At 69.1% G+C, this 22648-nt stretch carries 24 protein-coding genes; 14 read left to right on the top strand and 10 right to left on the bottom strand.

Features of this window, described 5'->3' with window-relative positions; all coding sequences use genetic code 11:
- Window positions 1-136: 136 nt before the first annotated feature.
- Window positions 137-499 carry a winged helix-turn-helix transcriptional regulator gene (locus tag KZC52_RS10355; RefSeq protein WP_247623968.1) on the bottom strand — a complete coding sequence of 121 codons (363 nt, stop codon included), beginning with the start codon at window positions 497-499 and terminating at the stop codon, window positions 137-139.
- Between the two features lie 70 nt (window positions 500-569).
- Between KZC52_RS10355 and KZC52_RS10350 the strand changes: the two genes are divergently transcribed.
- Window positions 570-1613: a zinc-binding alcohol dehydrogenase family protein gene (locus tag KZC52_RS10350; RefSeq protein ID WP_247623967.1), complete on the top strand. Its 1044-nt coding sequence runs from the start codon at window positions 570-572 to the stop codon at window positions 1611-1613.
- Window positions 1614-1617: 4 nt separating this feature from the next.
- Here the strand turns inward: KZC52_RS10350 and KZC52_RS10345 are convergent, their stop codons facing one another.
- Together KZC52_RS10345 and KZC52_RS10340 are read right to left on the bottom strand one after the other, a co-directional pair.
- Window positions 1618-2310, bottom strand: coding sequence for an aspartate/glutamate racemase family protein (locus KZC52_RS10345; RefSeq protein ID WP_247623966.1), 693 nt, complete (start codon window positions 2308-2310; stop codon window positions 1618-1620).
- A gap of 138 nt (window positions 2311-2448) precedes the next feature.
- On the bottom strand, window positions 2449-2898 hold the full coding sequence (locus KZC52_RS10340) for a MarR family winged helix-turn-helix transcriptional regulator (RefSeq protein WP_247623965.1): 450 nt from the start codon (window positions 2896-2898) through the stop codon (window positions 2449-2451).
- Window positions 2899-3012: 114 nt separating this feature from the next.
- Here KZC52_RS10340 and KZC52_RS10335 point away from each other — a divergent pair, with 114 nt between their 5' ends.
- Window positions 3013-4203, top strand: a complete 1191-nt coding sequence (locus tag KZC52_RS10335) for an MFS transporter (protein WP_247623964.1) — start codon at window positions 3013-3015, stop codon at window positions 4201-4203.
- Window positions 4204-4297: 94 nt separating this feature from the next.
- On the opposite strand, the gene KZC52_RS10330 is transcribed toward KZC52_RS10335, so the two are convergent.
- The gene (locus KZC52_RS10330; RefSeq protein WP_308194253.1) at window positions 4298-5116 is read right to left on the bottom strand and encodes a shikimate 5-dehydrogenase; all 819 of its coding nucleotides are present in this window, start codon (window positions 5114-5116) and stop codon (window positions 4298-4300) included.
- A 646-nt stretch (window positions 5117-5762) separates the two neighbouring features.
- On the opposite strand from KZC52_RS10330, the gene KZC52_RS10325 reads away from it, so the two are divergent.
- Window positions 5763-5969 carry a cold-shock protein gene (locus tag KZC52_RS10325; protein WP_247623963.1) on the top strand — a complete coding sequence of 69 codons (207 nt, stop codon included), beginning with the start codon at window positions 5763-5765 and terminating at the stop codon, window positions 5967-5969.
- A gap of 208 nt (window positions 5970-6177) precedes the next feature.
- Here KZC52_RS10325 and KZC52_RS10320 read toward each other — a convergent pair whose 3' ends face one another.
- From KZC52_RS10320 to KZC52_RS10310, 3 genes are all read right to left on the bottom strand, one after another.
- Window positions 6178-6846 (bottom strand): HAD hydrolase-like protein, encoded by a 669-nt coding sequence (locus KZC52_RS10320; protein WP_247623962.1) that lies wholly within the window; start codon window positions 6844-6846, stop codon window positions 6178-6180.
- A gap of 70 nt (window positions 6847-6916) precedes the next feature.
- Window positions 6917-7612, bottom strand: coding sequence for an endonuclease NucS (gene nucS, locus KZC52_RS10315; RefSeq protein WP_247623961.1), 696 nt, complete (start codon window positions 7610-7612; stop codon window positions 6917-6919).
- A 165-nt stretch (window positions 7613-7777) separates the two neighbouring features.
- Window positions 7778-9004 (bottom strand): MFS transporter, encoded by a 1227-nt coding sequence (locus tag KZC52_RS10310; RefSeq protein WP_247623960.1) that lies wholly within the window; start codon window positions 9002-9004, stop codon window positions 7778-7780.
- A 60-nt stretch (window positions 9005-9064) separates the two neighbouring features.
- On the opposite strand from KZC52_RS10310, the gene KZC52_RS10305 reads away from it, so the two are divergent.
- On the top strand, window positions 9065-10129 hold the full coding sequence (locus tag KZC52_RS10305) for a LacI family DNA-binding transcriptional regulator (RefSeq protein ID WP_247623959.1): 1065 nt from the start codon (window positions 9065-9067) through the stop codon (window positions 10127-10129).
- 114 nt (window positions 10130-10243) lie between these two features.
- On the opposite strand, the gene KZC52_RS10300 is transcribed toward KZC52_RS10305, so the two are convergent.
- Window positions 10244-11737: a hypothetical protein gene (locus tag KZC52_RS10300; protein WP_247624742.1), complete on the bottom strand. Its 1494-nt coding sequence runs from the start codon at window positions 11735-11737 to the stop codon at window positions 10244-10246.
- 181 nt (window positions 11738-11918) lie between these two features.
- On the opposite strand from KZC52_RS10300, the gene KZC52_RS10295 reads away from it, so the two are divergent.
- From KZC52_RS10295 to KZC52_RS10285, 3 genes are read left to right on the top strand one after another with little or no spacing between them, the layout of a single operon-like run.
- Window positions 11919-12392 carry a hypothetical protein gene (locus tag KZC52_RS10295; protein ID WP_247623958.1) on the top strand — a complete coding sequence of 158 codons (474 nt, stop codon included), beginning with the start codon at window positions 11919-11921 and terminating at the stop codon, window positions 12390-12392.
- Window positions 12389-12940, top strand: coding sequence for a hypothetical protein (locus KZC52_RS10290; protein WP_247623957.1), 552 nt, complete (start codon window positions 12389-12391; stop codon window positions 12938-12940). Before KZC52_RS10295 ends, KZC52_RS10290 begins: the two co-directional genes overlap by 4 nt.
- Window positions 12937-13170, top strand: coding sequence for a hypothetical protein (locus KZC52_RS10285; RefSeq protein ID WP_247623956.1), 234 nt, complete (start codon window positions 12937-12939; stop codon window positions 13168-13170). The genes KZC52_RS10290 and KZC52_RS10285 overlap by 4 nt, the downstream gene beginning before the upstream one ends.
- A 116-nt stretch (window positions 13171-13286) precedes the next feature.
- On the opposite strand, the gene KZC52_RS10280 is transcribed toward KZC52_RS10285, so the two are convergent.
- Window positions 13287-13613 (bottom strand): L-rhamnose mutarotase, encoded by a 327-nt coding sequence (locus KZC52_RS10280; protein WP_247623955.1) that lies wholly within the window; start codon window positions 13611-13613, stop codon window positions 13287-13289.
- Window positions 13614-13639: 26 nt separating this feature from the next.
- Complete coding sequence (locus KZC52_RS10275) at window positions 13640-14968, bottom strand: alpha-L-fucosidase (RefSeq protein WP_247623954.1); 1329 nt, start codon at window positions 14966-14968, stop codon at window positions 13640-13642.
- A gap of 85 nt (window positions 14969-15053) precedes the next feature.
- Between KZC52_RS10275 and KZC52_RS10270 the strand changes: the two genes are divergently transcribed.
- The 7 genes from KZC52_RS10270 to KZC52_RS10240 all read left to right on the top strand — a co-directional run bounded on the left by KZC52_RS10270 (window position 15054) and on the right by KZC52_RS10240 (window position 22524).
- Window positions 15054-16403 carry an alpha-L-fucosidase gene (locus KZC52_RS10270; RefSeq protein WP_247623953.1) on the top strand — a complete coding sequence of 450 codons (1350 nt, stop codon included), beginning with the start codon at window positions 15054-15056 and terminating at the stop codon, window positions 16401-16403.
- A 107-nt stretch (window positions 16404-16510) separates the two neighbouring features.
- The gene (locus KZC52_RS10265; protein WP_247623952.1) at window positions 16511-17773 is read left to right on the top strand and encodes an ABC transporter substrate-binding protein; all 1263 of its coding nucleotides are present in this window, start codon (window positions 16511-16513) and stop codon (window positions 17771-17773) included.
- A gap of 13 nt (window positions 17774-17786) precedes the next feature.
- Window positions 17787-18749 carry a carbohydrate ABC transporter permease gene (locus tag KZC52_RS10260; protein ID WP_247623951.1) on the top strand — a complete coding sequence of 321 codons (963 nt, stop codon included), beginning with the start codon at window positions 17787-17789 and terminating at the stop codon, window positions 18747-18749.
- Window positions 18742-19626, top strand: a complete 885-nt coding sequence (locus KZC52_RS10255) for a carbohydrate ABC transporter permease (RefSeq protein ID WP_247623950.1) — start codon at window positions 18742-18744, stop codon at window positions 19624-19626. The genes KZC52_RS10260 and KZC52_RS10255 overlap by 8 nt, the downstream gene beginning before the upstream one ends.
- Window positions 19626-20789 (top strand): mandelate racemase/muconate lactonizing enzyme family protein, encoded by a 1164-nt coding sequence (locus KZC52_RS10250; protein WP_247623949.1) that lies wholly within the window; start codon window positions 19626-19628, stop codon window positions 20787-20789. The genes KZC52_RS10255 and KZC52_RS10250 overlap by 1 nt, the downstream gene beginning before the upstream one ends.
- The gene (locus tag KZC52_RS10245) at window positions 20786-21814 is read left to right on the top strand and encodes an aldo/keto reductase (protein ID WP_247623948.1); all 1029 of its coding nucleotides are present in this window, start codon (window positions 20786-20788) and stop codon (window positions 21812-21814) included. Before KZC52_RS10250 ends, KZC52_RS10245 begins: the two co-directional genes overlap by 4 nt.
- 5 nt (window positions 21815-21819) lie before the next feature.
- The gene (locus tag KZC52_RS10240) at window positions 21820-22524 is read left to right on the top strand and encodes a GntR family transcriptional regulator (protein ID WP_247623947.1); all 705 of its coding nucleotides are present in this window, start codon (window positions 21820-21822) and stop codon (window positions 22522-22524) included.
- Window positions 22525-22648 lie beyond the last annotated feature (124 nt).

Here is a 22648-nt window from a genome sequence, read left to right as displayed (position 1 = left end):
AACGGGTGCTGGTTTCGGGGCCCGCCGGGTGAACGGTCACCTATAGGATCTTCGAAATCACCCTGGTCGTGCGGGAATCCCGAAGGCGTTGCACAATTCACCGAGAGTTCGGATTGCGGGCGCGGTGTGCGCGGCCTCAGACCGCGGGAAAGCGTTCGATGTTCAACTCGACCCAGTCGCGGAGTCCGCGCAGAGGGCGAGCGGCATCGATGCCGAGCTCGGTCAGTGAGTACTCGACCCGCACCGGCACCTCGGCGAAGACCTCGCGCGTGAGCAGGCCTCGGTCCTCGAGGCGGCGGAGCGTGGCGGTGAGGACCTTCGGGCTGATGCCCATGAGCCGCTTCTTGAGTTCGCCGAACCGCAGTGCGCCGTCTTCGAGGGCTCCGATCGCGAGCGCGCTCCACTTGTCGGCGAGCAGGTCCAGAACGCCGCGGCACGGGCACTGGGCGTCGTAGACGTCATGCGGGGTGCCGAGCGCGCAGGTGTCGAGCGTGGTCATCCCGCAATGGTAACCGAAAGATACTAGAGACCCTTGCGGGTAACTGGGGTGGACTGGATATGGTCGAGCCATGGCAGAACAGACGTCCCCCACGACACCCGCAGAACTCCCCGCGACCATGCTCGCGATCGACGCGCCCGGCGGTGCGGCATCCGATCCGGGTTCGATGGTCGACGTGGAGATCCCCACTCCCGTTCCCCACGGACACGACCTGCTCGTCGCGGTCGACGCCGTCTCGGTCAATCCGGTCGACGTCAAGAATCGCGGCCGTGCGAAGAAGGGGGATGCCCCGCGTGTGCTCGGCTTCGACGCCGTCGGCCGCGTCGTCGCCGTCGGCGAGGACGCTCGTCGCTTCGCCGTGGGTGACCGCGTCTTCTACGCCGGTCAGGTCGACCGTGCGGGATCGGACGCGCAGTTCCAACTCGTGAACGAGAACATCGTCGGCGCGGCACCGGAGTCGCTGACGGATGCCGAGGCCGCCGCCGTGCCGCTCACGGCGATCACCGCCTGGGAAGCGTTGTTCGATCGGCTCCGCCTCGACGCCGACAGCGAGGGCACCCTGCTCGTGATCGGTGCTGCGGGCGGGGTCGGGTCGCTGATCATCCAGTTCGCCCGGGCGCTGACGCGACTCACGGTGATCGCCGTGGCCTCCCGTCCGGAGTCGGAGGAATGGGTGGCGCGGATGGGCGCCGACCACGTCGTCGGGCGCGACTTCGCCGACGCCGTCCGCGAGATCGCACCGGGGGGCGTCGACTACGTCTTCACCTCGTTCACCCCGGGCAACATCGACGCCATCGCCGCGGTCATCCGCCCCCGCGGCGAGGTCGTGTCGATCGACGAGACCGGTGGCAGCATCGACGCGCTCAAGGGCAAGAGCGTCACGTGGCACTGGGAGCTCATGTTCACCCGGCCCATCCACGAGCCCGACGACGACTACCAGCACGAACTGCTCACGCGCGTCGCCGGTCTCCTCGACGCCGGGGAGGTGAGCACGACGCTCACGACCACTCTCTCGCCGCTCGATGCGGCGACCCTTCGCGAGGCGCATGCGCTCGTCGAGACCTCGCGCACGATCGGGAAGGTCGTCGTGACCGGTCCGTGGGGCGCGGAGTAATCGGCTAGTCGGCCAGCGCCGCCGCGATCGCGGCATCCACGTGCAGCGAGGTCGTCGGGAACACGGGCACCGGCACGTCGTCGGCCGTGAGCAGCAGCTCGATCTCGGTGCAGCCGAGGACGATGCCCTCCGCGCCGCGCGCGATCAGCCGGTCGACGACCTCGACGTACGCCCGTCGTGACTCGTCGCGCACGACGCCGTGCACCAGTTCGTCGTAGATCACGGCATGCACGGTGCGGCGGTCGTCGGCATCCGGAACGAGGGTGCGGATGCCGTGCGCCGCGAGCTTCTCGGCGTAGAACGGCTTCTCCATCGTGAAGGCGGTGCCGAGCAGGCCGACGGTGGCGAGCCCCGCGCCCGACGCCGCCGCGCCGGCGGCATCAGCGATGTGCAGGAAGGGGATGCCGACGGCATCCGTGATCCGGTCGGCGACGAGGTGCATGGTGTTGGTCGCAAGCACGAGGATCTCGGCACCTGCTGCCTCGAGCGCGCGGGCGCGATCGGCGAGGAGAGCGCCCGCGGAGTCCCAGTCGTCCTGCGCCTGCAACGCCTCGATCTCGGCGAAGTCGAGCGAGTCGAGCAGGATGCGGGCCGAGTGGTAGCCGCCGAGTCGTGCGGCGACCCGCTCGTTCGCGAGCCGGTACCACTCGAGGGAGGACTCCCAGCTCATGCCGCCGAGAACACCGATCGTCTTCATCCGAACAGGCTATCCGCGGTGTGGGACCCTTCGACAGGCTCAGGGACCCAGCCTCTGCAACGGGTCGCTGCGTCTGAAACTGGGTCGCCGTGCACGCAACTGGGTCGCTGAGCCCGTCGAAGCGCCCCGCCGCGAGACTCACGCCAGCGCGGAACTCCCCTGCAGGGCGTGCACGACGGGGGCGAGCTCGGGCTGATCCATGGCGTCGCCGAGCGTGCGCTCGAGGGTCTCGTCGTGGATCGGGTGCGCCTGGTCGTACAGCGCACGCCCGGCGGCGGTCAGCTCGGTGTAGATGCCGCGGCGATCGTCGGCGCAGAGGATGCGGGTCAGCAGCCCGCGATCTTCGAGGCGGGTCACGAGGCGGGTGGTGGCGCTGGGACTGAGGGCGGTCGCGCGCGCGAGCTGCTGCATCCGCATGTGCCAGCCGTCCTGACGGCTGAGCGCGTCGAGCACGGTGTACTCGACGACCGACAGGCCGACGGATGCTCCGAGTGCGCGTTCGAGTTCGGCCTCGATGATCCCGTGCAGCGCGGCGAGCGTGCGCCAGCCTCGTGCGCGGATCTCGACGGCGTCGTCCGAGATGCCCATGGTGACCTCCGAAAGTCGTTGCTTGCGCAAACTACTTGCGCGTGCAATCATTGTGTTCCGGACGCAATATCCCGCGTCTGCAACTACCTTATCAGAGCACCACGGAGCACCACCATGCCACTCGGACTCATCGCACTCGCCCTCGGCGCCTTCGGGATCGGACTCACCGAGTTCGTGATCATGGGCCTGCTGCCCGAGGTCGCCGCCGACTTCGCCGTGAGCGAGGCCACCGCCGGCTGGCTCATCTCCGGCTACGCGCTGAGCGTCGCGGTCGGAGCGCTCGTCGTCACCGCCGCCACGGTGCGGCTGCCGCGCAAGGCCGTGCTCATCGGGCTGCTCCTGCTGTTCATCGCCGGCAACGCCCTCACCGCGATGGCTCCCGACTACGCCGGCGCCATGATCGGACGCATCGTCGCGGCGCTGTGCCACGGGGCGTTCTTCGGCATCGGCTCGGTCGTCGCCTCCGAGCTCGTCGCCCCCGACAAGAAGGCCGGTGCGATCTCGATCATGTTCACGGGCCTCACCGCGGCGAACGTGCTGGGCGTGCCGTTCGGCACCTTCATTGGCCAGCAGTTCGGCTGGCGTGCGACGTTCTGGGTGATCACCGTCATCGGTGTCGTCGCCCTGATCGGCATCGCCGCGGTCGTGAAGGCCCCGCGCTCCGCCGACGCGGTCGTGAGCCTGCGGAGCGAGCTCTCGGCGTTCCGGTCCGGGCAGGTGTGGCTGTCGCTCGTCATCACGGTGCTCGCCTTCGGCGGCATGTTCGGCGCCTTCACCTACGTCGCCTACACGCTCACCGGAGTCTCCGGCTTCGACACCGCCGCCGTGCCGTGGCTGCTCGTGCTCTTCGGCGTCGGCCTCGTGGCCGGTAACGCGATCGGCGGACGCCTCGCCGACCGCTCGATCGACCGCACGCTCCTTCTCTTCATCGCGGCGCTCGTCGTCGTGCTCGTCGCGTTCGCCCTGCTCGCGTGGTCGCAGCCCGCGACGATGGTGATCCTCGTCGCGATGGGCGGCTTCGGCTTCGGCACCGTTCCCGCGCTGCAGAGCCGCATCATGCAGTTCGCGGGTGGTGCGCCGACGCTCGCCTCGGGCGCGAACATCGGCGCGTTCAACGTCGGCAACGCGCTCGGAGCCTGGGCCGGAGGGGTGGGGATCGCCGCCGGGCTCGGCTACACCTCCCCCATCTGGATCGGCGCGGCGATCACGGCATCCGCCCTGGTGATCATGGTGTTCGCGGCATCCGCTGCGCATCGTGCGCACGGTGTGCCCCGGGCCGAGGAGAGCGAGGTCGTCGGCGTCTGAGTCTCGGCTCTTCGTCTCGTCGCTGCGCTCCTCGCTCAGGAACCGGCGTTCGGCACCGGTCCCTGAGCGAGCGGAGCGAGACGAAGGGCGCCCGTCACTGCGCGCGCATGAACTCCTCGGCCTGGCGCACCAGCTCGGCCGACGGGCGGATGCCCGTGTACAGCACGAACTGCTCGAGCGCCTGCCGCGTCGCGACCTCGGCGCCGCTGATGACCGTCTTCCCCGCCGCGCGGCCCGCGCGCACGAGCGGCGTCTCGGCGGGCAGCGCCACGACGTCGAAGACGACGGATGCCGCGGCCACCGCCTCCTCCGAGAACGACAGCGTGTGCTCATCGGGCCCGCCGGCCATGCCGATCGGGGTGATGTTCACGATGATGTCGGCGGTGCTGTCTCCGGCATCCGCCTGCCAGGCGAAGCCGTACAGGTCGGCGAGGGTGCGCCCTGCCCGCTCGTTGCGGGCGACGATGGTCACGTTCGCGAATCCGGCGTCGCGGAATGCGGCGGCTGTGGCCTTGGCCATGCCGCCCGATCCCTTCAGCAGCACCGAGGCTGTGGCATCCAAGCCGTTCTCCTCGATCAACTGGGCGATGGCCGAGTAGTCGGTGTTGTACGCGGTGAGCACGCCGTCGTCGTTCACGATCGTGTTGACCGAGTCGATCGCCGACGCCGACTCGTCCATGCGGTCGACGAGCGCGATGACGTCTTCCTTATAGGGCATCGAGATCGCGCACCCGCGGATGCCGAGGCCGCGCACGCCCGCGATCGCCTGGGCGAGATCGGTCGGCGCGAAGGCCTTGTAGATCCAGTTGAGGTCGAGGGCCTCGTAGAGGAAGTTGTGGAAGCGCGTGCCGTTGTTGCTCGGTCGAGCCGACAGCGAGATGCACAGCGTCATGTCCTTGTTCAGCATGGTCACCCGCTCAGGCTACTCAGCTTCGAGCGCCTCGCGGATTCGGGAGAGGCGGAACGCCGGAGGTGCCCCCGTGCTGTCCGCCCCGCCTCTTCCCGAAACCTGCGATCCTTGCGGATCAGTCTCCCCACCCTTGCCGCTTCCGCCACGGCCCCCGTCGTAGCGTGTTCGTGCTTCCTCCCCTATGGTGAAGATGCATGCACATGGGGATCGATCGTCTCCGTCTTTCCCCAGAAGACGGGAAGCCTTCCCCAGAGGCAAGACGATCCGTGCATGCGATTGGGCCCTCTCGAGTAGGTCAGTCCCCAATGGGCTACTCGAGGGGGCCGCTATCGACATGATTGCACTTTTTTTGAGATTTGTCCCCCAAATGGGGGACACGGATCCAAAAAAAGAGGTACAGTGGAATCTGACGCACCCTCCGGTCGTCTTCGGCCCTCATCGCTCCCCCCGCGGTGAGGGCCACACCATTTTCTGAGCGAGGGTCCGTCCTCGGGGGCGTCGGCGCACGACGCCCCCGCTACCGTGCCGCTCGTGCAACATTTGGATTACCTTCTGATTGCGGCTATTGCCCTCGGGGTCTCCTCCACTAGCGTTAGCGATGTCGGTGCATCCCTGCGTCGGCTATTTTTTCCAGCAGAACAGGCAGTACATGAGCACCCAGGGCACGGTCAAGTGGTTCAACTCGGAGAAGGGCTTCGGCTTCATCTCCCCCGACGACGGAGGCGCTGACGTCTTCGCGCACTACTCCGCAATCGATTCCTCCGGCTACCGGTCTCTCGAAGAGAACCAGCGAGTCGAGTTCGACGTGGCGCAGGGCCCCAAGGGCCTGCAGGCAGAGAACATCCGCCCCCTCTGAGCGGGCAGGAGCATCGCTCCCCGACCGGATCCGTCGCCATCGGTGACATCCGGCGGGGAGCTTTGTGCTTTTCGGGGTGATTCCGGGGCGGGCGACGCGTCGGTCGGCGTGCACTAACTCAGGAAGAACGGGCGATTTCCGCCGGATCCGGCCCGAATCGCGCCCGATCGGTCGAGTCTTCCTGAGTTGGGTACGCGACCGATCGGCGTCAGGCCGAGAGCAGCAGTGCGCGCAGCTCGTCGACGGATGCTGCGCGGAACGCCGCGTCGTCACCCTCGTGCGCGTCGCTGAAGCCCCACTCGACGAAGATCACGGGAACGCCGTTGGCATTGCCGCCCTCGACGTCGTGGTGACGATCGCCGATGAGCACCGGGCGCGAGACGTCGGCGCCGCGCTCTTCGAGGCGGCGCAGCGCCTCGGCCACGATGTCGGTCTTCGAGGCGAGGGTCGACTCGTCGGGCGTCGCTCCGACCGTCGTGACGAAGTCGGCGCGCAGGTCGAAGTGATCGATCAGGGCGTCGACCTGGTTCTCGGGCTTCGAGCTCGCGGTCGCCTGCGGGATGCCGGCGGCGTGCACGTCGTGGATCAGGTCGGTCACCCCGGGGTAGGTGGTGACGTCGGTCGTGTAGCCGTCGGCCTTGCCGAGCGTGCGGTAGAACGACACGGCCTCGGCGGACTGCTCGGGCGTCATGCCCGCCTGGTCCTGGAACGACCGGAACATGGGCGGCCCGATCCAGTGCACGAGCTGCTCGCGCGTCGGCGCCGGGTGCCCGAAGTGGGTGAGGGCGACGTTCAGGCGGCGCAGAATGCCCACCGAGGCGTCGACGATCGTGCCATCGACATCCCACAACACGCAGGAGTAAGGGGAGGAGGCCATGCCCTCCAGCCTATGGGGCGCGGGGCGCGTGATCGCACACGGTGCACGGACGTGCAGGTGGGGGCAGGCGTCAGAACAGGCGGGGGATGCCCGACTCGATGCCCTTCATATCGTCGTAGTCGAGAACGAGGCAGCGGATGCCGCGGTCCTCGGCGAGCACGCGCGCCTGCGGCTTGATCTCCTGCGCGGCGAACACGCCCTGCACGGGGGAGAGGTGCGGGTCTCGGCCGAGGAGCTCGAGGTAGCGGGTGAGCTGCTCGACGCCGTCGATGTCGCCGCGGCGCTTGATCTCGACCGCGATGGCGGCGCCGTCGGCATCCCGCACCAGCAGGTCGACCGGACCGATCGCCGTCGGATACTCGCGGCGCACGAGCGTCGCGCCCTCGGAGATGCGCTCGACCTGCTCGGCGAGGAGGCGCTGCAGGTCGGCCTCGACGCCGTCCTTCTGCAGGCCGGGGTCGATGCCGAGCTCGTGCGACGTGTCGTGGATGACCTCGTAGATCTGCACGCGCAGCGCATCGCCGGTCTTCTTGTGGCTGACCCGCCACACCTCGACGACTCCGGCGCTCGCTTCTTCCTCGCCGGGCTCCTCGGTGGTGAGGGTGCACGGCGGGCTCATCCAGTTCAGCGGCTTGTAGCTGCCGCCGTCGGAGTGCACGAGCAGACTCCCGTCTCCCTTGTGCACGAGCAGACGCGTGGCAAGCGGGAGATGGGCATTGAGCCGACCGGTGTAGTCGACCGAGCAGCGGGCGATGACGAGACGCACCCGACGAGCCTACTTCGTCGCGCGCGGGTTCTCGCGCGACGGGTTCGCGAGTCTGCGCAGGGGTGGGGTGCGGGTGCTCACCTTCGACGCACGGTCGACGGGATCGTCTCGCGGGTTGAGTGTCGGAGGGCGCAGCGGCAGGCGGATGCCGCGTGGCCGACGCGCCTACTTCGTCGCAGACACCTTCTCGTCGGCGCGGAGCGGGCGGGCGGCGCCGGAGAACAGGCCGGATGCCACGATCAGCACGACAAGGATGAACAGCGTGTTGAGCAGGCCGATGTGCTCGCTGATGAAACCGAGTACGGGTGGACCGCCGAGGAAGGCGACGTAGCCGATGGTCGCGGCGGCGCTGACACGGGCTGCGGCCTTGGCGGGGTCGTCGGCCGCGGCCGACATGCCGATCGGGAAGCCGAGCGAGGCGCCGATGCCCCAGAGCGCCGCGCCGACCAGCACCAGGGGCAGGTTCGGGGCGAGGATGAACAGCAGCACACCGCTCGCCGCCGACACCGCGAGCACGCGCAGCACCGCCACCCGGCCGAAGCGGTCGACGAGGGGTCCGCCGAACAGGCGCACCACGGTCATCCCGACCGAGAAGACGGCGAGGGCGATGGCACCGGTGCCCGTCGTGAAACCGTGACCCTGCTCGGTGCCAAGAGCGATCCAGTCGTTCGCGCCGCCCTCGGCGAAGGCCATGCCCAGCATGACGACGCCGAGGAGGTAGGTGCGCGGCTCGCGCCACGCCTCGAGCGAGGTGTGCAGGCGCTCGCGCCAGGCGGGCTTCTCGGCGGGTTCGGGATCGAGCGCGGCCTTGCGTACCGGGACCTGCAGGAAAGTGGCGACGGCGACGAGAGCGAGCAGTATGCCCATGATGCCCGCGTGGGTCGCGACGGTGAGCTGCAGCCAGGCCGCGAGGGCGCCGATTCCCGCCCCGATGACAGTGCCGAAGCTGAAGAACGCGTGGAAGACCGGCAGCACGGTCTTGCCCATCTGCTGCTCGATCGCCGTGGCCTCGACGTTCATCATGACGTCGAGGCATCCGTTGCCGAATCCGAAGAGCACCATGCCGGCGAGCACGAGCGGCACCGAGCCGAACACGGTCGACCCGAATCCGACGAGCGCGATGCCGGCCGAGAACATCAGCATCGTCGCGAGCATGCCGACGCGCGCTCCGGTGCGGGCCATGACGGCGGGGCTCGTCGAGATGCCGATGATCGACGCGATGCCCATGCCGAGCAGGATGAGTCCGACCTGCGCGTTGTCGAGGTCGAGATCGGCCTTGATGCTGGGGACGCGCGACGCCCACGTGGCGATCGACAGACCGCTGGCCATGAAGATCGCGAAGATCGCGGCTCGCCAGCGGACGAACTGCGAGCGGGTGAGGACGGCATCCATGGGCGTCATCCTATCGAATCGATTCGACGCGCGGAAAGGCGGGCGGGCTATTCTCGAAGCATGAGCAGTCAGGAGCCGCCTCGGCGCGCGACCATCGCCGACGTCGCCCGTGAGGCAGGAGTCGCGACGTCGACGGCATCCGTCGTCTTCAGTGGCAAGGCCAAGGTCGCCGACGCCACCCGCGAGCGCGTGCTCGCCGCCGCCGCCGACCTCGGCTACGCGGGCCCCGATCCGCGAGCCGCCTCGCTACGACTCGGACGCAGCGGCATCGTCGCCGTCGTCTTCGAGGGGCACCTGCGCAACGCCTTCCTCGATCCCGTCACCACCGCCATGATGGACGGTCTCGCCGACGGGCTCGCCGAGCTCAGCGCCGGCATCCTGCTCATGCGCGACGAGCCGGGCGAAGACGGCCCCGGCCTCGCCAGCGCACCGGTCGACGCCTACGTGCTGATCGGCTGGTCGGGTCGCACGCGCGAGTCCGTCGAGGTGGTGCGCGGTCGCGGCCTGCCGGTGGTCGTGATCGAGGGCGACCCGGGCGACGGCACGATCCCCCGCATCGCGCTCGACAACGCGGATGCCTCGGCCGAGGTCGCCCAGCACGTCTACGACCTCGGGCATCGAGAAGTCGCCCTCATCACCCTCACGCTCGGCCACGACCGCGAACGCGGGCCCGTCACGCCCGAGCGCCTCGCCGCCGCGACCGTCGGGGTGACCGTCGACCGGCTCGAGGGCATGCGTCGCGTCTTCCCCGATGCTCCGGCGATCTCGGCATCCGGCAGCTTCATCGACGAGGGCATCGTCATCGGACGGATGCTGCTCGCCGACGCCGCGACCCGGCCCACCGCCGTGCTCGCGCAGAGCGACCTGCTCGCGGTCGGCGTGATCCGCGCCGCGGAGGAACTCGGCCTGCGGGTGCCGGAGGACGTGTCGGTCGCCGGGTTCGACGGCATCGCGATCGATGGGCTCGGCGGGCAGTCGCTCACCACCACCGTGCAGCCGGCCGTCGAGAAGGGGCGCGCCGCCGGCGAGCAGATCGCGCGGATGCTCGGCGGAGAGGCCGGGGAGACGCAGAACCTGACATGCGTGTTCCGGCCCGGGACGACGACCGGGGTTCCGGCGCGCTGAGGCCCTTCTCGGGGTGGGGCCCTTCGACAGGCTCAGGGACCCAGTAGCGGAAACTGGGTTGCTGAGCCGAGAACTGGGTTGCTGAGCCTGTCGAAGCACCCACCACGCAGCACGTCAACTGCGCTGCGGCCCCAGGGGCAGTTCCGTCTCGCCGAAGTCGAGGATCCGGTAGCGGCCGCAGTCGACGACCTCGTCGGGAATCGCTTGGATCGGCAGTTCCCACGCGACCGTCTGGGCATCCTCGACGAGGAACGACACGGTGCCGGCGTCGAAGTCCGTCCGGTTCACGAGCCACGCGTAGCCGTTGAGCTGATGGTCGACCTGCACGAGCTGCGACGGGTCGTCGAGGTGGAGCTTGGGCAGACGAACGGTCCAGAACTGCCCGGCGCCGGTGCGGGCGGATGCCTCGACCCAGTCGGTCACGCACGCGGCATCCGCATCGGGTGCGTTCGCGGCGTCGCTCAGGCGGGGGATGCTGAGGCCGCCGCCGACCAGCAGGATCAGCGCCGCGACCGCCGCCGCCTGTCGCCGGAGTCGTGCCGGCATCCGCAGCGTGCTCGGCATCGCCACGAACGCGAGCACCGGGGCGAACGCGAGCGGTTGCAGGTAGCGCGCGGCGTGCGTGCCGAGCGCGATCGCGCCGACGGCGACCAGCAGTGGCAACACCCAGGCAGCCACGGCGACGAATCGCGAGCCGGGGTCGTCGACCCGCACGGTCTGCACGACGGCCCGCGTGATCAGGGCGAGGACGAGGAGGAGCCCGACGACGCCGAGCGGAGTCGAGAGACGCGCCGCGAGCAGGTCTCCGTAGTAGCCGATCGACTCGCGCCAGAGGTCGGGCTGGGCGTATCCGGCACCGGTGTTCGCGATCCATGCCGAAAACGGAATACGCGCGGCGAACCCGAGTGCCGTGCCGCCGATGAGTGCAGCGAGAACGGTCAGCATCCGCCGTCTCGTTACTGCGCGCAGGGAGCCTGCGATCGCGATCGCACCGAGCGGCACGGTCGCCCAGGCGGCGAACAGCGGGTTCGACAGCGTCGAGACGAGGGTGACGGCGCCGAGCACGAGAGACATCGGCACGAGGCGGGCGCCGTCGAGCATCCGTCGGGCGATGCCGAGCACGAGCACGACCCCGACGACGGTCCCCGAGTAGTACGTGGTCGTGAGCTGCAGCGAGGCGAGTTCGAGGGCGTCGCGCGAGGCGGAGGTCTCGGTCATCGCGAGCGCGCCGAACGCGGCGAGGGCGACCAGCGACCAGGCGACCGGTGCGCGGCTTTCGCGCCGTCGTCCGGCGACGAGCCGAAGCGCGCCGTAGAGGGCGAGCAGGTTCACGACCGCGCTCACGGCGAAGAGCGCGTTCGGGTCCAGCGGCAGGGCCGCGTCGAGACCGGTGAAGACCGCCGTCTCGGGCAGGAACAGCACGCTCGACATCGCCCAGTCGAGCGAGTCGCCGGCGAGCAGCGAACGCGAGAGCATCGCCACGATGAGCGAGTCGCCGTCGCGGAACAGCAGGTCGGCTCGGCCGGAGGAGGCGACGGATGCGGCGACGATGAGCGCCACGGCGGCGGCCATCACCCAGCCCCCGAGCTCTCGCACCCACGTCCGCATCACGGGCTTACTCTGCCACGACAGTGTTCTCGTGGGGGACGCTTCGACAGGCTCAGCGACCCAGTGGGGTGACGCTCAGCGACCCCGTGGGGTGCGATGAACGCGAGCTGGGTCCCTGAGCCTGTCGAAGGGCCCCGCTCCACTCGACCGCCCGACGAGGCCCCGGTTGTATAGTCAGCGCATGCGGAGGATCTGCGCCGGTATCGGCCTAGCGGGGATGCTCGCTGTCGGGCTCACCGGGTGCAACCTCCCGTTCCCGGGCGAGTACACGAACTCGCCGCTGAAGTTGTCGAAGGTGGATGGGAGCCCGGCCATTGCCTACTGCGGCGATCCCGGGACGCTCGTCTATGTCGTTATGTGGTGGGCGCAACGGTCGGACACCTCGTATGGTGAGGTCGCCTTCAAAGCGTCAGGAACGGCGGAGATTCTCACCGGAACGATCATCGGGCCTTCCTCCCTCCCCTCCGGAATGACCGTCGCGGACGACTCAGGATTCCCCGCAGACTTGGACAACATAGACGTCACTGTCGAGGTCGACGGTATGAAGTCGAGCGTTCAGTTCTTCTTCGCGGATGATGTCGCGTCGATCGAGGACTGGCAGCCGGACGGATGGATGCGCGCGGACGGTTCGTACAGCGAAGAGCCGTGCGGGTGAACCACGACGGTGGTGGGGTCGACGGGGCCGTCGTGCGGAACCGCGAGACGACGCCTCAGGGGAATGTTCACCGCATGCGGAGGATCTGCGCCGGTATTGGTCTAGCGGGGATTCTCGCTGTCGGGCTCACCGGCTGCAACCTCCCTTTCCCTGGCGAGTACACGGACGCGCCACTGAAGCTGTCGAAGGTGGACGGAAATCTTGCCGTTGCATACTGCGGTGATCCCGGAACGCTCGTCTTCGTTGACATGTGGGTGGCGCGGCGATCGAACACCGCGCGCGGCGACGTTTCGTTCGAAGCGTCGGGCTCGGCGGAGATCGTCGGCGGATCGGTCATCGACACCGCCGCGCTCCCCGCGGGGCTGACCGTCACGGCCGATTCCGGATACCCCTCGGATCCGGACAACATCGCTGTCACTCTCGAAGTTGATGGTGTGCAGTCGTTCGCTCAGTTCTTCTTCGAGGATGATGTCGCGTCGATCGAGGACTGGCAGCCGGACGGATGGATGCGCGCGGACCGGTCGTACAGCGCGGAGCCGTGCGAGTGAATCCGGACTTCATCATCGGGGGAGTGCTCGTCGCCGTCGGGATCATCGCGATCCTCGTGCGGCGCTCTTTCGCGCGGCTCATCTACCGCGGCATCCGTCTCTTCTACGGAGAACCCTTGGCCGATGACATGCTCCGCGGGCGACCGCCCGTGCGCATAGCGGTGGTGGGCGCGTTCATGATCGTGGTCGGCGGCGTGCTGTTGGTGACGGCGTTCGTGGGGCTGTTCTGAGAGCGCCGCACTAAAGGTGTTCTCGTGGGGGACGCTTCGACAGGCTCAGCGACCCAGTTCTTGTCAGCGACCCACTACTGGGTCCCTGAGCCTGTCGAAGGGCCCGCCCTGCGGAACTAAGAGACCTGGGCGCGGAGGTCCCAGACCTGTTCGATCGGGGCGAAGCCCTCGGTGCCGTCGGCTCCGCGGAACAGCTCGACGAAGCGGCCGATGTCCTTCTGCCACTCGGCGTTCGCCGGGTCCTCGTCAAGCGCGGCGACCGCGGCATCCCAGTCGTCGCACTCGACCAGGTGGAACAGCCGCTGTCCCGACCGCCAGATCGTCCAGTCGTGGATGCCGATGCGCGCGAACGTCGCCGCGAGGGCATCCGGGATCCGGGCGTGGTGCGTGCGGTAGTCGTCGACCGCGCCGTCGCGGATCTCGGAGTGCAGGGCGATGCGCATGGGCATCCTTTCGTCGGTCGTGCGGGTCAGTCGCGCGGGCGGAAGGAGATCGCGACGGGGGTCGCGGCATCCGCTGCTTCCACCACGATGGCATCTCCGTCGCGCGACGCCGAGACCGGCTCGTCACCGATGCGCGCGCTCGTCTCGTCGAGCAGGCCGTCGGGATCGGGCAGGCGGATGCTTCCGCGCTGATCGGTCACGGCGTGTACGGCGCCGTCGGTGCGGGTCCAGCGCACCCACGGCTCGTCGGATGGCTGCAGGCGCGGCTCGGGCCGGGCGCCGAAGACGGCATGCCCGAACCGCTGGTTCCACTCGCCCAGCCCCTCGAGCGTCTGCCGCTGCGCGTCGGGGATGCGACCGGATGCCTCGAGTCCGATGTTCAGCAGCAGGTTGCCGCCGCGCGACACGACGTCGACGAGCAGGCGCACGGCCTCGTCGGCGGTGAGGAGGTGCTCCGGTCCCTCGTTGCGGTTGTGCCCGAACGAGAGGCCGATGCCGCGGCAGTTCTCCCACGCCTCGCCGACCTCGACCGCGGTGCCGTGCACGTACTCGCTGGTGCGGAAGTCCCAGTGCGACTCGCCCCACCGGTCGTTGACGACGCCCTCGGGAACCGCGTCATAGAACGCCTGGAACGCGTGCGCGAGGCTCTTCGGCCCGGGTTCGATCCCGGCCTGCGGCCAGCGGATGTCGCCCCAGAGGATGTCGGGGCGGTAGCGGTCGATGAGGTCGATGACGTGATCGTGCGCGTACTCGGCGTAGGCGAGGTCGTCGGGGGCCGGGGCGTCGTCGCGGTCGATGGGCGGCAGATCGGAGAAGTGCCAGTCGAGACCGCCGGAGTAGTAGACACCGAAACGCAGGCCGCGGGCGCGGGTGGCGTCGGCGAACTCGGCGATCAGGTCGCGCTGCGGTCCGCGGGCGACGGTGTTGCGCCCGTCGGTGGCTGGGGCGTCCCACAGGGTGACGCCATCGTGGTGCTTGGTGGTGGGGATGAAGTAGCCGGCGCCGGTCGCGGCGACGACCGCGAGCACCTCGTCGGCGTCGAACTCCTCGGCCTTCCACTGGTCGAGGAAATCGTCGTAGGGGGCTCCGCCGTGCACCTCCTGCTGGTGCCGCTGCGCGGGCGATCCCTCGATGCGGATCGTGTTGGCGTACCACTCGGCGTAGGGGTTGTGGGCGTACCACTCCTCGCGCGGCACGGCCCCGAGCTCGCCCGTCGGCTCGGCCCAGGCGGGCACCGAGTACGGCCCCCAGTGCACGAAGATCCCCAGCGCCGAACCGCGGAACCACTCCGGCAGCGGGCGCTCGAACGCGCGGTACTCCGCGGGGCGAACAGGATCGGTCTTGAACATGGCCATCATCGGCACCTTTCGTCACACCCTTGTGAACTGCTTCGACTATCACCTATCCTATAGGAAATCTGGAACTCAACGAGGAGCTTCAATGACACCGGCAGACTTCCGACGCCCCACCACCCGCATCCCCGGCGGTGAATGGTTCAGCGGCGCGGGCTTCGGCATCTTCGTGCACTGGGACCAGGCATCCCAGCAGGGCATCGAGATCTCCTGGCCGCTGGTCGGCCGCTCGATCATCCCGGGCGTGGATGCCGTCGACGACGCGGTGACCGTCGCCGAATACCAGGCCACCGCGCCCACGTTCGACCCGCAGAACTGGGATGCCGCCGACCTCGCTCGCCGCGCGAAGGCGGCCGGTGCCACGTACGTCGTCTTCACCGCGCGCCACCATGCCGGATACAACATGTTCTTCACGGAGCAGTCGGACTTCGGGGTCGAGCACGGCCCCTTCGGTCGCGACATCACCCGCGAGTTCGTCGACGCCGTGCGCGCCGAGGGGCTCAAGGTCGGCATCTACTACAGCCTCCCGGACTGGAACCACCCCGACTACCCGGCGTTCCGCGATGAAGACCTGCCCTACAAGCTCGAGCACTGGCCCGCCGCCGGCATGCCCGAGTTCGCCGACACCCCGGATGCCACCGATCGTCACCGTCGCTCCAGCCCCGAGGAGTGGTCGCGCTACCTCGAGTACGTGCGGGCGCAGCTGACCGAGCTGCTCACGAACTACGGCACGATCGACCTGCTCTGGTTCGACGGCGACTGGGAGCGCTCGGCGGCGGAGTGGACCGCTCCGGGTCTGCGTCGCCTGATCAAGGAGCTGCAGCCCGACGTCGTGATCAACGACCGCCTCCCCGGGCAGGGCGACTACCGCACGCCCGAGCAGGGGTTCCCGCTCACGGTGCCCACCGGTCCGTGGGAGCTGTGCCTCACGATCGGCGACCACTGGGCCTGGCGCACGCACCCGGACAACGAGAAGTCGGCGCGGTCGCTGCTGGTGACCCTCATCGACGTGGTCGAGCGCGGCGGCAACCTGCTGCTCAACGTCGGCCCCGGCCCCGACGGAACGCTGCCCGAGGTCGAGAACGAGCGCCTGCAGGAGTTCGCCGACTGGATGCAGGCGCACGCCGAGTCCGTGATCGGCGTGGAGCCCACGCAGGGCATCGATTTCCACGGTCCGACCACCGCCCGCGAAGGGCGCCTCTACCTGCACCTGACCGCGATCCCGGTCGACGAGATCATCGTGCGCGGTCTGCCGGTGCGGCGGATCACCCGCGTGCACCGGCTCGCCGACGGCCTCGAGCTGCAGCACGACGCCAGCTTCGAGGTGCACGAGGCCTCCACCGCCGGCGACGACTCCGGCGAGCTGCGCATCGTCGCGCCGGCATCCCCCAGCGGTGCCCTCATCGACGTCGTCGCCATCGACTTCTCCACCGAGTGATACCCGAGTGATCCCCGAGTGATCCGAGCAGTACCGCAGTAACCCGAGCAGTACCCCCTCAACAACACACGCATCAGTTGCAGCATCCAATGAAGGAGGCAGTCAGTATGAATGCAGTCTCGAACCGGCGCGCGAAGCGCCTCATCCTCACCGGCGTCGCCGGCCTCAGCGCCCTCGCTCTCGCGGGGTGCGCGAGCGGCGGCGGCGGCGGGGGAGGCGGCGGCGAGGCCAGCGGCCCGCTCGTGCTCTACACCTGGGCCGCCAGCGAGGGCGACCAGGCCCAGTGGGCCGACTTCATCTCCGGGGCGCAGGCCGAGGATCCCGACCTCGACATCTCGGTCGAGGGGCCGAGCTTCTCCGACTACTGGACCAAGGTGAAGACCCGCCTCTCGGGTGCCAACCCGCCCTGCCTGCTCACGACCCAGGCCGCCCGTGCACAGGAGCTCGGCGACCTGCTCATGCCCCTCGACGACCTGATCGAGAAGAGCGGCTTCGACATCGAGAACATCGACGAGTCGATGCTCAGCGGCATGACGGTCGACGGCACGATCCGTGCGATCCCCTACGACGCCGAGCCCATCGTGCTCTTCTACAACGTCGAGGCGTTCCAGGCCGCCGGCCTCGAACTGCCGGGTGCGACCTACACGCGCGACCAGTTCGTGTCGGATGCCAAGGCCCTCACCGACGGCGACAAGAAGGGCCTCGCGCTCGCGCCCGGCATCTTCATCCCGAACGCGTGGTCGCTGGCCGACGGCGTGCCCGCGGTCACCGAGGACGGCGAGCTCGACCTCACCAACCCCGAGTTCGTCGAGCAGATCCAGAGCTTCTTCGACCTCGTCGCGGTCGAGGGCGTCGCGAAGGCCCCCGAGGCCGCCGACGGCTCGGAGGTCTCGCAGCAGGCCTTCACCAGCGGCGAGGTGCCGATGCTCATCGAGGGGCCGTGGATGTACGGCAGCTTCGCGGATGCCGCGGACTTCACCCTCGGCGTCTCGATCGTTCCGTCGACCAGCGGTGAGGCCGCGGCGATGACCGCCGGCTCCGGCTTCGGCATCGCGGCGAACTGCGACCGCCCCGACGAGGCGTTCGCGGCCATCGAGGCGCTCACCTCGCTCTCGGTGCAGGAGAAGCAGGCCGAGGCCCGCGGCATCGTCCCCGCTCGCATCGAGGCGCTCCCGGCCTGGGCCGAGGGCAAGACCGAGGGCTCGTCGGAGGTGGTCGAGGCTCTGCTCTCGAACGCGACCCCGCAGCGCACCACCCCGACCTGGAACCAGGTCGAGACCCTGATGACGCAGTACGGCGTGCAGGGCTACCGGGGTGAGCTGACGGCGGAGGAGATCATGGACACGATCACGAACTCGGTCGCGGGCTGAGCGGATGGCGATCATGAGCGACCGGAGCGAGGCCACGGCCTCCTCCGCGATGCCCGGCGTGGCGGGGGTGCCCATCGGCGCCCCCGCCCCGCCGGGGCCGCGGCTGCCGCGTCGGCGCGGGAACGGGTGGGTGGCGGTCGCGTTCCTCGCCCCCGGGATGATCGGGTTCGTCCTCTTCATCCTCACCCCGCTGTTCGGGTCGGCCTTCATCAGCCTCTTCGACTGGAAGCTGTTCGGAAACCCGGATTTCATCGGCCTCGAGAACTACGTCAAGCTGTTCCGCGACCCGACCTTCTACACGGTGCTCGGCAACACGGTCATCTTCGCCGTGGTCTACACGGCGCTGAACCTGTTCGTCGCTCTCACGATCTCGCTCTGGCTCAATACCCGTATGAAGGCCGCGGGAGCGTGGCGCGTGATCTTCTTCCTCCCGGTCATCACCCCGATGGTCGCGAACGCCCTCGTCTGGCGGCTGCTGCTCTCGCAGGACGGGCTCGTGAACTCGATGCTCGCCACCGTCGGCATCGACGGACCCAACTGGCTCTCCGACTCGGCCTGGGCGCTGCCCTCGGTGATCGCGATGTCGGTGTGGCAGTCGTTCGGCTACAACGTCATCGTGCTGTCGGCGGGACTCAGCGCCATCCCGAAAGAGCTGCTCGAGGCATCCCGCATCGACGGCACCAGCGCCTGGCAACGACTGCGGTACATCATCCTCCCGCTGCTCTCGCCCTCGCTCTTCTTCTGCTCGACCATGACGATGATCGGCGCCTTCCAGGTCTTCGTCCAACCGCTGTTCCTCACACAGGGCGGCCCGGGCGAGAGCACCAACACGTTCGTGCTGTACCTCTACCGCAACGGCTTCGTCTTCGACCGGCTCGGCTACGCCTCCGCCCTCGCGTGGATCCTCTTCGTCGTGGTGATGCTCATCACGGCCCTGCAGTTCGTCGGCCAGCGCAAGTGGGTGAACTATGAGTGATCGTGACCTCTCGGCGACCGCGCTGCTGATCCTGCCGCGCCGTCGGCACCAGCGCCGATCGACCCTCAAGGAGTGGCTGAACACCGCCGCGATCGCGCTCGTCGCGCTGATCTTCGCGTTCCCCTTCATCTGGATGTTCCTCACCGCCCTCAAGCCCGAGAACGAGGTCTTCACGGCGACGCCGCAGATCTTCGGGTCCGAGATCCGCTGGGCGAACTTCGTCGAGGCGTGGACGGTCGTGCCCTTCGGGCGCTTCATCCTCAACGGGCTCATCGTCGCGATCGCCGGTGCCGCGCTCTCGGTCGTCGTCGCCGTGCTCTCGGCCTATGCCTTCTCGCGGCTGCGCTTCAAGTTCCGCGACAAGCTCTTCCTGCTGTTCGTGCTCACGCTCGTGCTGCCGCAGGAGGTGCTCGTCGTGCCGCTGTTCATCATGATCAACAGCTGGGGCTGGAACGACACCTACGGCGCGCTCATCATCCCGTTCGCCTTCACCGCGTTCGGCACGTTCCTCATGCGCCAGTTCTTCCTCACGATCCCGATCGAGTACGAGGAGGCCGCGCTCATCGACGGCGCCTCGCGCCTGCGCACGCTCTGGTCGGTGCTGCTGCCGCAGCTGGTCGCACCGCTGAGCGTGCTCGCGGTCTTCTCGTTCATCGGTTACTGGAACTCGTACCTGTGGCCGCTGATCATCATCAACACACAGGACATGGCGACCGTGCCGCTCGGGCTGGGGATGTTCACCGGCCAGTTCGGCACGCAATGGTCGCTACTCATGGCGGCGTCGACGCTCGCCGTCATCCCCTCGTTGATCCTCGTGCTGCTGCTGCAACGGCAGCTCATCAAGGGGGTCACCCTGGGCGGACTCGGAGGACGATGATGAACGCATCGCAGAACACCGGCTCGAGCATCCTCGACGCCACCACCACCACGGCCGTCGCCGATGTGACGGCGGGCAGCCGGATCGTGCACGTCGAGGCGCAGCTCGTCGACCTGCCGGTCGAGACCGTGCGCACCGACGCCCTGCAGACCTTCGTCAAGCAGGAGACGATCTTCGTGCGGATCCGCACCGCCGACGGCACCGAGGGTGTGGGCTACAGCTACACGATCGGCACGGGCGGCGGGGCGGTGCTGAGCCTGCTGCGCGAGACGCTCCTGCCCGCACTCATCGGGCTGGAGGCCGAGAGGCCCGAAGCGGTGTGGCTCGCGCTGTTCGGCATCACCCGCGCCACCACCGTCGGGCCGATCACCGCGCTCGCGCTCGCCGCGGTCGACACGGCGGTGTGGGATGCGAAGACCCGCCGCGCCGGCCTGCCGCTGTGGGTCGCCGGCGGGGGAGCCTCGCCGTCGATCCCGATGTACGACACCGAGGGCGGATGGCTGCACCTCACCGTCGACGAGCTCGTCGCGCACGCGGTCGCCTCGAAGGAGCGCGGCATGGGCGGGGTGAAGATCAAGGTCGGCAAGCCCCGCGGTCACCAGGACCTCGAGCGTCTGCGGGCCGTGCGCGACGCCGTCGGCGACGACCTCGACATCATGGTCGACGCCAACCAGTCGTTCACGGTGTCGGAGGCGGTGCGCCGTGCGCGCCTGTTCGAGCAGGTGGATGTTTTCTGGTTCGAGGAGCCGTTGCCCGCGGAAGACATCGAGGGCCATCGCCAGCTCGCCCGGTCGACCTCGGTGCCGATCGCGGTCGGCGAGAGCATGTACTCGATCGGCCACTTCCGCGAGCACCTGCAGCGCGGCGGCGCCTCGATCGTGCAGCCCGATGTCGCCCGGGTCGGCGGCATCACGCCCTGGCTCAAGATCGCGCACCTGGCCGAATCGTTCAACGCCCCCGTCGCCCCGCACTTCCTCATGGAGCTGCACGTGTCGCTCGTGTGCGCCATCCCGAACGCCCTCTACCTCGAGCACATCCCGCAGCTGCGGGCCGTCACCACCGACGAGCTGCGCATCGAGGGCGGTCGCGGCTGGGCGCCGACCACGGCGGGCCTCGGCATCGCGTGGGACGACGAGGCGCTCGGGCGGTTGATCGTCTCGTGACCCGCCCCGTTCCCGTGCGCATCGGTCGCGGCGGACTCTCGGCCCCGCCGATCGGGTACGGCGCGGCCGCGCTCGGCAACCTCTACAGCGCGCTCGCCGACGACGCCTGGCCCGAGGTGGTGCCCGCGGCGTGGGCCGGCGGCATCCGCTACTTCGACGTCGCCCCGCACTACGGTCTCGGTCTGGCCGAACGGCGGTTGGGCGAGAGCCTGCACCCGCTGCCGCGCGAGGAGTACATCGTCTCGACCAAGGTCGGACGGCTGCTCGTGCCGCAGGATGCCGCGGGCCGCACCGACATCGACAACCTGTTCGTCGTGCCCGCCGATCATCGGCGCGTGCGCGACTACTCGCGCGACGGGGTGCTGCGCTCGATCGACGACTCGCTCACGCGGCTCGGCCTCGATCGGATCGACCTGGTGCTGGTGCACGACCCCGACGACTTCGAGCGTGAAGCCCTCGACGGCGCCTTCCCCGCGCTCAGCGAGCTGCGCGACCAGGGCGTGATCCGCTCGTTCGGGGCGGGCATGAACCAGAGCGCGATGCTCGCCCGGTTCGTGCGCGAGACGGATGCCGACGTGATGATGGTCGCCGGGCGTTGGACGCTGCTCGACCAGTCCGCCGGCGACGACCTGCTGCCCCTCGCCGCCGAGCGCGATGTCTCGGTGCTCGCCGCGGCCGTCTTCAACTCCGGCATCCTCGCGACCGATACCCCCGGGCAGGGGAGCCTGTTCGATTACGGTCCCGCCGACCGCACGGTCGTCGAGCGCGCGCAGGAGATCGCGCGCATCGCGCATCGGCACGGGCGCACGCTGCCCGAGCTCGCGGTGCAGTTCCCGCTGCGGCATCCGGCCGTCGCCGCCGTCGTGCTGGGCGGGGCCAGCGCCGCCCAGCTCGCGCAGAACAGCGCGCTCGCCGACCGACCGGTGCCGGAGGAGGTCTGGCGCGAACTGCAGGAGCAGGGGCTGCTGGGAACGGATGCCTCCGCGCGGCAGCCGCGGGCGCGAGAAGGGCAACCCGTACGATGAGACTCATGTTCAGCGACGACGAAGCCCGTGGACCACGGGCTCTGCCCGCCCGCCGTGCCCTCGTCGACGACGTCTACGACGCCGTGCTCGGGCTGCTCATGGACCGGGTGATCGAACCCGGTGCCCGCGTGAACATCGACGCGGTCGCCCGCGACCTCGACGTCTCGCCGACCCCGGTGCGCGAAGCACTCACCCGCCTCGAGTCCGAGGGGCTCGTGATCAAGCGCGCGCTCAAGGGCTACGTCGCCACCCCGCTGCTCGATGCCGACGGCCTGCGCGACCTCTACGACATGCGCGAACTCCTCGAGCCCGAAGCGGCACGCCGCGCGACGACGCACATCGACGCCGAGACCGAGGCCGAGCTCGCGGCCTCGGTGGCGCAGATGCGCACGGCATCCGCCCCCGACGACGACGAGCACTTCGAGAACTACCGCCGCTTCATCGACGAGGACCTGCACTTCCACCACCTCATCGCCGAGCACGCCCAGAGCCCGCTGCTCTCGGAGGCGATCGTGCGGCTGCGCTCGCACATGCACCTCTACCGGCTCAACTTCCGCCACGACTTCGAAGACGACACGGTCAGCGAGCACGAGAAGATCCTCTCCGCGCTGCGCGATCGCGATGCGGATGCGGCGGCAGCCGCCATGCTCACCCACATCACCAACTCCTACGCCCGCCTCGGCCCGGTGCTCGCGGCGCGCTCGGAGTAGCTCCCGGGGCGCCCATCGTCTCGCTTCGCGGTTCCTGAGCGAGGAGCGAAGCGACGAGACGAAGGGCCGCGGCCTAACGGTTCCCTAACGCCAGGTAGAATAGAACCAGACACCCGCCCGCCTG

The sequence above is a fragment of the Microbacterium galbinum genome, from assembly GCF_023091225.1.
In the GTDB taxonomy this organism is placed as follows: domain Bacteria; phylum Actinomycetota; class Actinomycetes; order Actinomycetales; family Microbacteriaceae; genus Microbacterium; species Microbacterium galbinum.
Note: the sequence above shows the minus strand (reverse complement) of the source record. Positions and strands in the feature narration are given on the sequence as shown.

What these genes read in the sequence shown, in the direction of transcription:
- KZC52_RS10355 (WP_247623968.1), bottom strand. Translation starts at nt 499, where the DNA reads ATGACCACGCTCGACACCTGCGCGCTCGGCACCCCGCATGACGTCTAC.
- KZC52_RS10350 (WP_247623967.1), top strand. Translation starts at nt 570, where the DNA reads ATGGCAGAACAGACGTCCCCCACGACACCCGCAGAACTCCCCGCGACC.
- KZC52_RS10345 (WP_247623966.1), bottom strand. Translation starts at nt 2,310, where the DNA reads ATGAAGACGATCGGTGTTCTCGGCGGCATGAGCTGGGAGTCCTCCCTC.
- KZC52_RS10340 (WP_247623965.1), bottom strand. Translation starts at nt 2,898, where the DNA reads ATGGGCATCTCGGACGACGCCGTCGAGATCCGCGCACGAGGCTGGCGC.
- KZC52_RS10335 (WP_247623964.1), top strand. Translation starts at nt 3,013, where the DNA reads ATGCCACTCGGACTCATCGCACTCGCCCTCGGCGCCTTCGGGATCGGA.
- KZC52_RS10325 (WP_247623963.1), top strand. Translation starts at nt 5,763, where the DNA reads ATGAGCACCCAGGGCACGGTCAAGTGGTTCAACTCGGAGAAGGGCTTC.
- KZC52_RS10320 (WP_247623962.1), bottom strand. Translation starts at nt 6,846, where the DNA reads ATGGCCTCCTCCCCTTACTCCTGCGTGTTGTGGGATGTCGATGGCACG.
- KZC52_RS10310 (WP_247623960.1), bottom strand. Translation starts at nt 9,004, where the DNA reads ATGGATGCCGTCCTCACCCGCTCGCAGTTCGTCCGCTGGCGAGCCGCG.
- KZC52_RS10305 (WP_247623959.1), top strand. Translation starts at nt 9,065, where the DNA reads ATGAGCAGTCAGGAGCCGCCTCGGCGCGCGACCATCGCCGACGTCGCC.
- KZC52_RS10300 (WP_247624742.1), bottom strand. Translation starts at nt 11,737, where the DNA reads ATGCGGACGTGGGTGCGAGAGCTCGGGGGCTGGGTGATGGCCGCCGCC.
- KZC52_RS10295 (WP_247623958.1), top strand. Translation starts at nt 11,919, where the DNA reads ATGCGGAGGATCTGCGCCGGTATCGGCCTAGCGGGGATGCTCGCTGTC.
- KZC52_RS10280 (WP_247623955.1), bottom strand. Translation starts at nt 13,613, where the DNA reads ATGCGCATCGCCCTGCACTCCGAGATCCGCGACGGCGCGGTCGACGAC.
- KZC52_RS10275 (WP_247623954.1), bottom strand. Translation starts at nt 14,968, where the DNA reads ATGGCCATGTTCAAGACCGATCCTGTTCGCCCCGCGGAGTACCGCGCG.
- KZC52_RS10270 (WP_247623953.1), top strand. Translation starts at nt 15,054, where the DNA reads ATGACACCGGCAGACTTCCGACGCCCCACCACCCGCATCCCCGGCGGT.
- KZC52_RS10265 (WP_247623952.1), top strand. Translation starts at nt 16,511, where the DNA reads ATGAATGCAGTCTCGAACCGGCGCGCGAAGCGCCTCATCCTCACCGGC.
- KZC52_RS10260 (WP_247623951.1), top strand. Translation starts at nt 17,787, where the DNA reads ATGAGCGACCGGAGCGAGGCCACGGCCTCCTCCGCGATGCCCGGCGTG.
- KZC52_RS10255 (WP_247623950.1), top strand. Translation starts at nt 18,742, where the DNA reads ATGAGTGATCGTGACCTCTCGGCGACCGCGCTGCTGATCCTGCCGCGC.
- KZC52_RS10250 (WP_247623949.1), top strand. Translation starts at nt 19,626, where the DNA reads ATGAACGCATCGCAGAACACCGGCTCGAGCATCCTCGACGCCACCACC.
- KZC52_RS10240 (WP_247623947.1), top strand. Translation starts at nt 21,820, where the DNA reads ATGTTCAGCGACGACGAAGCCCGTGGACCACGGGCTCTGCCCGCCCGC.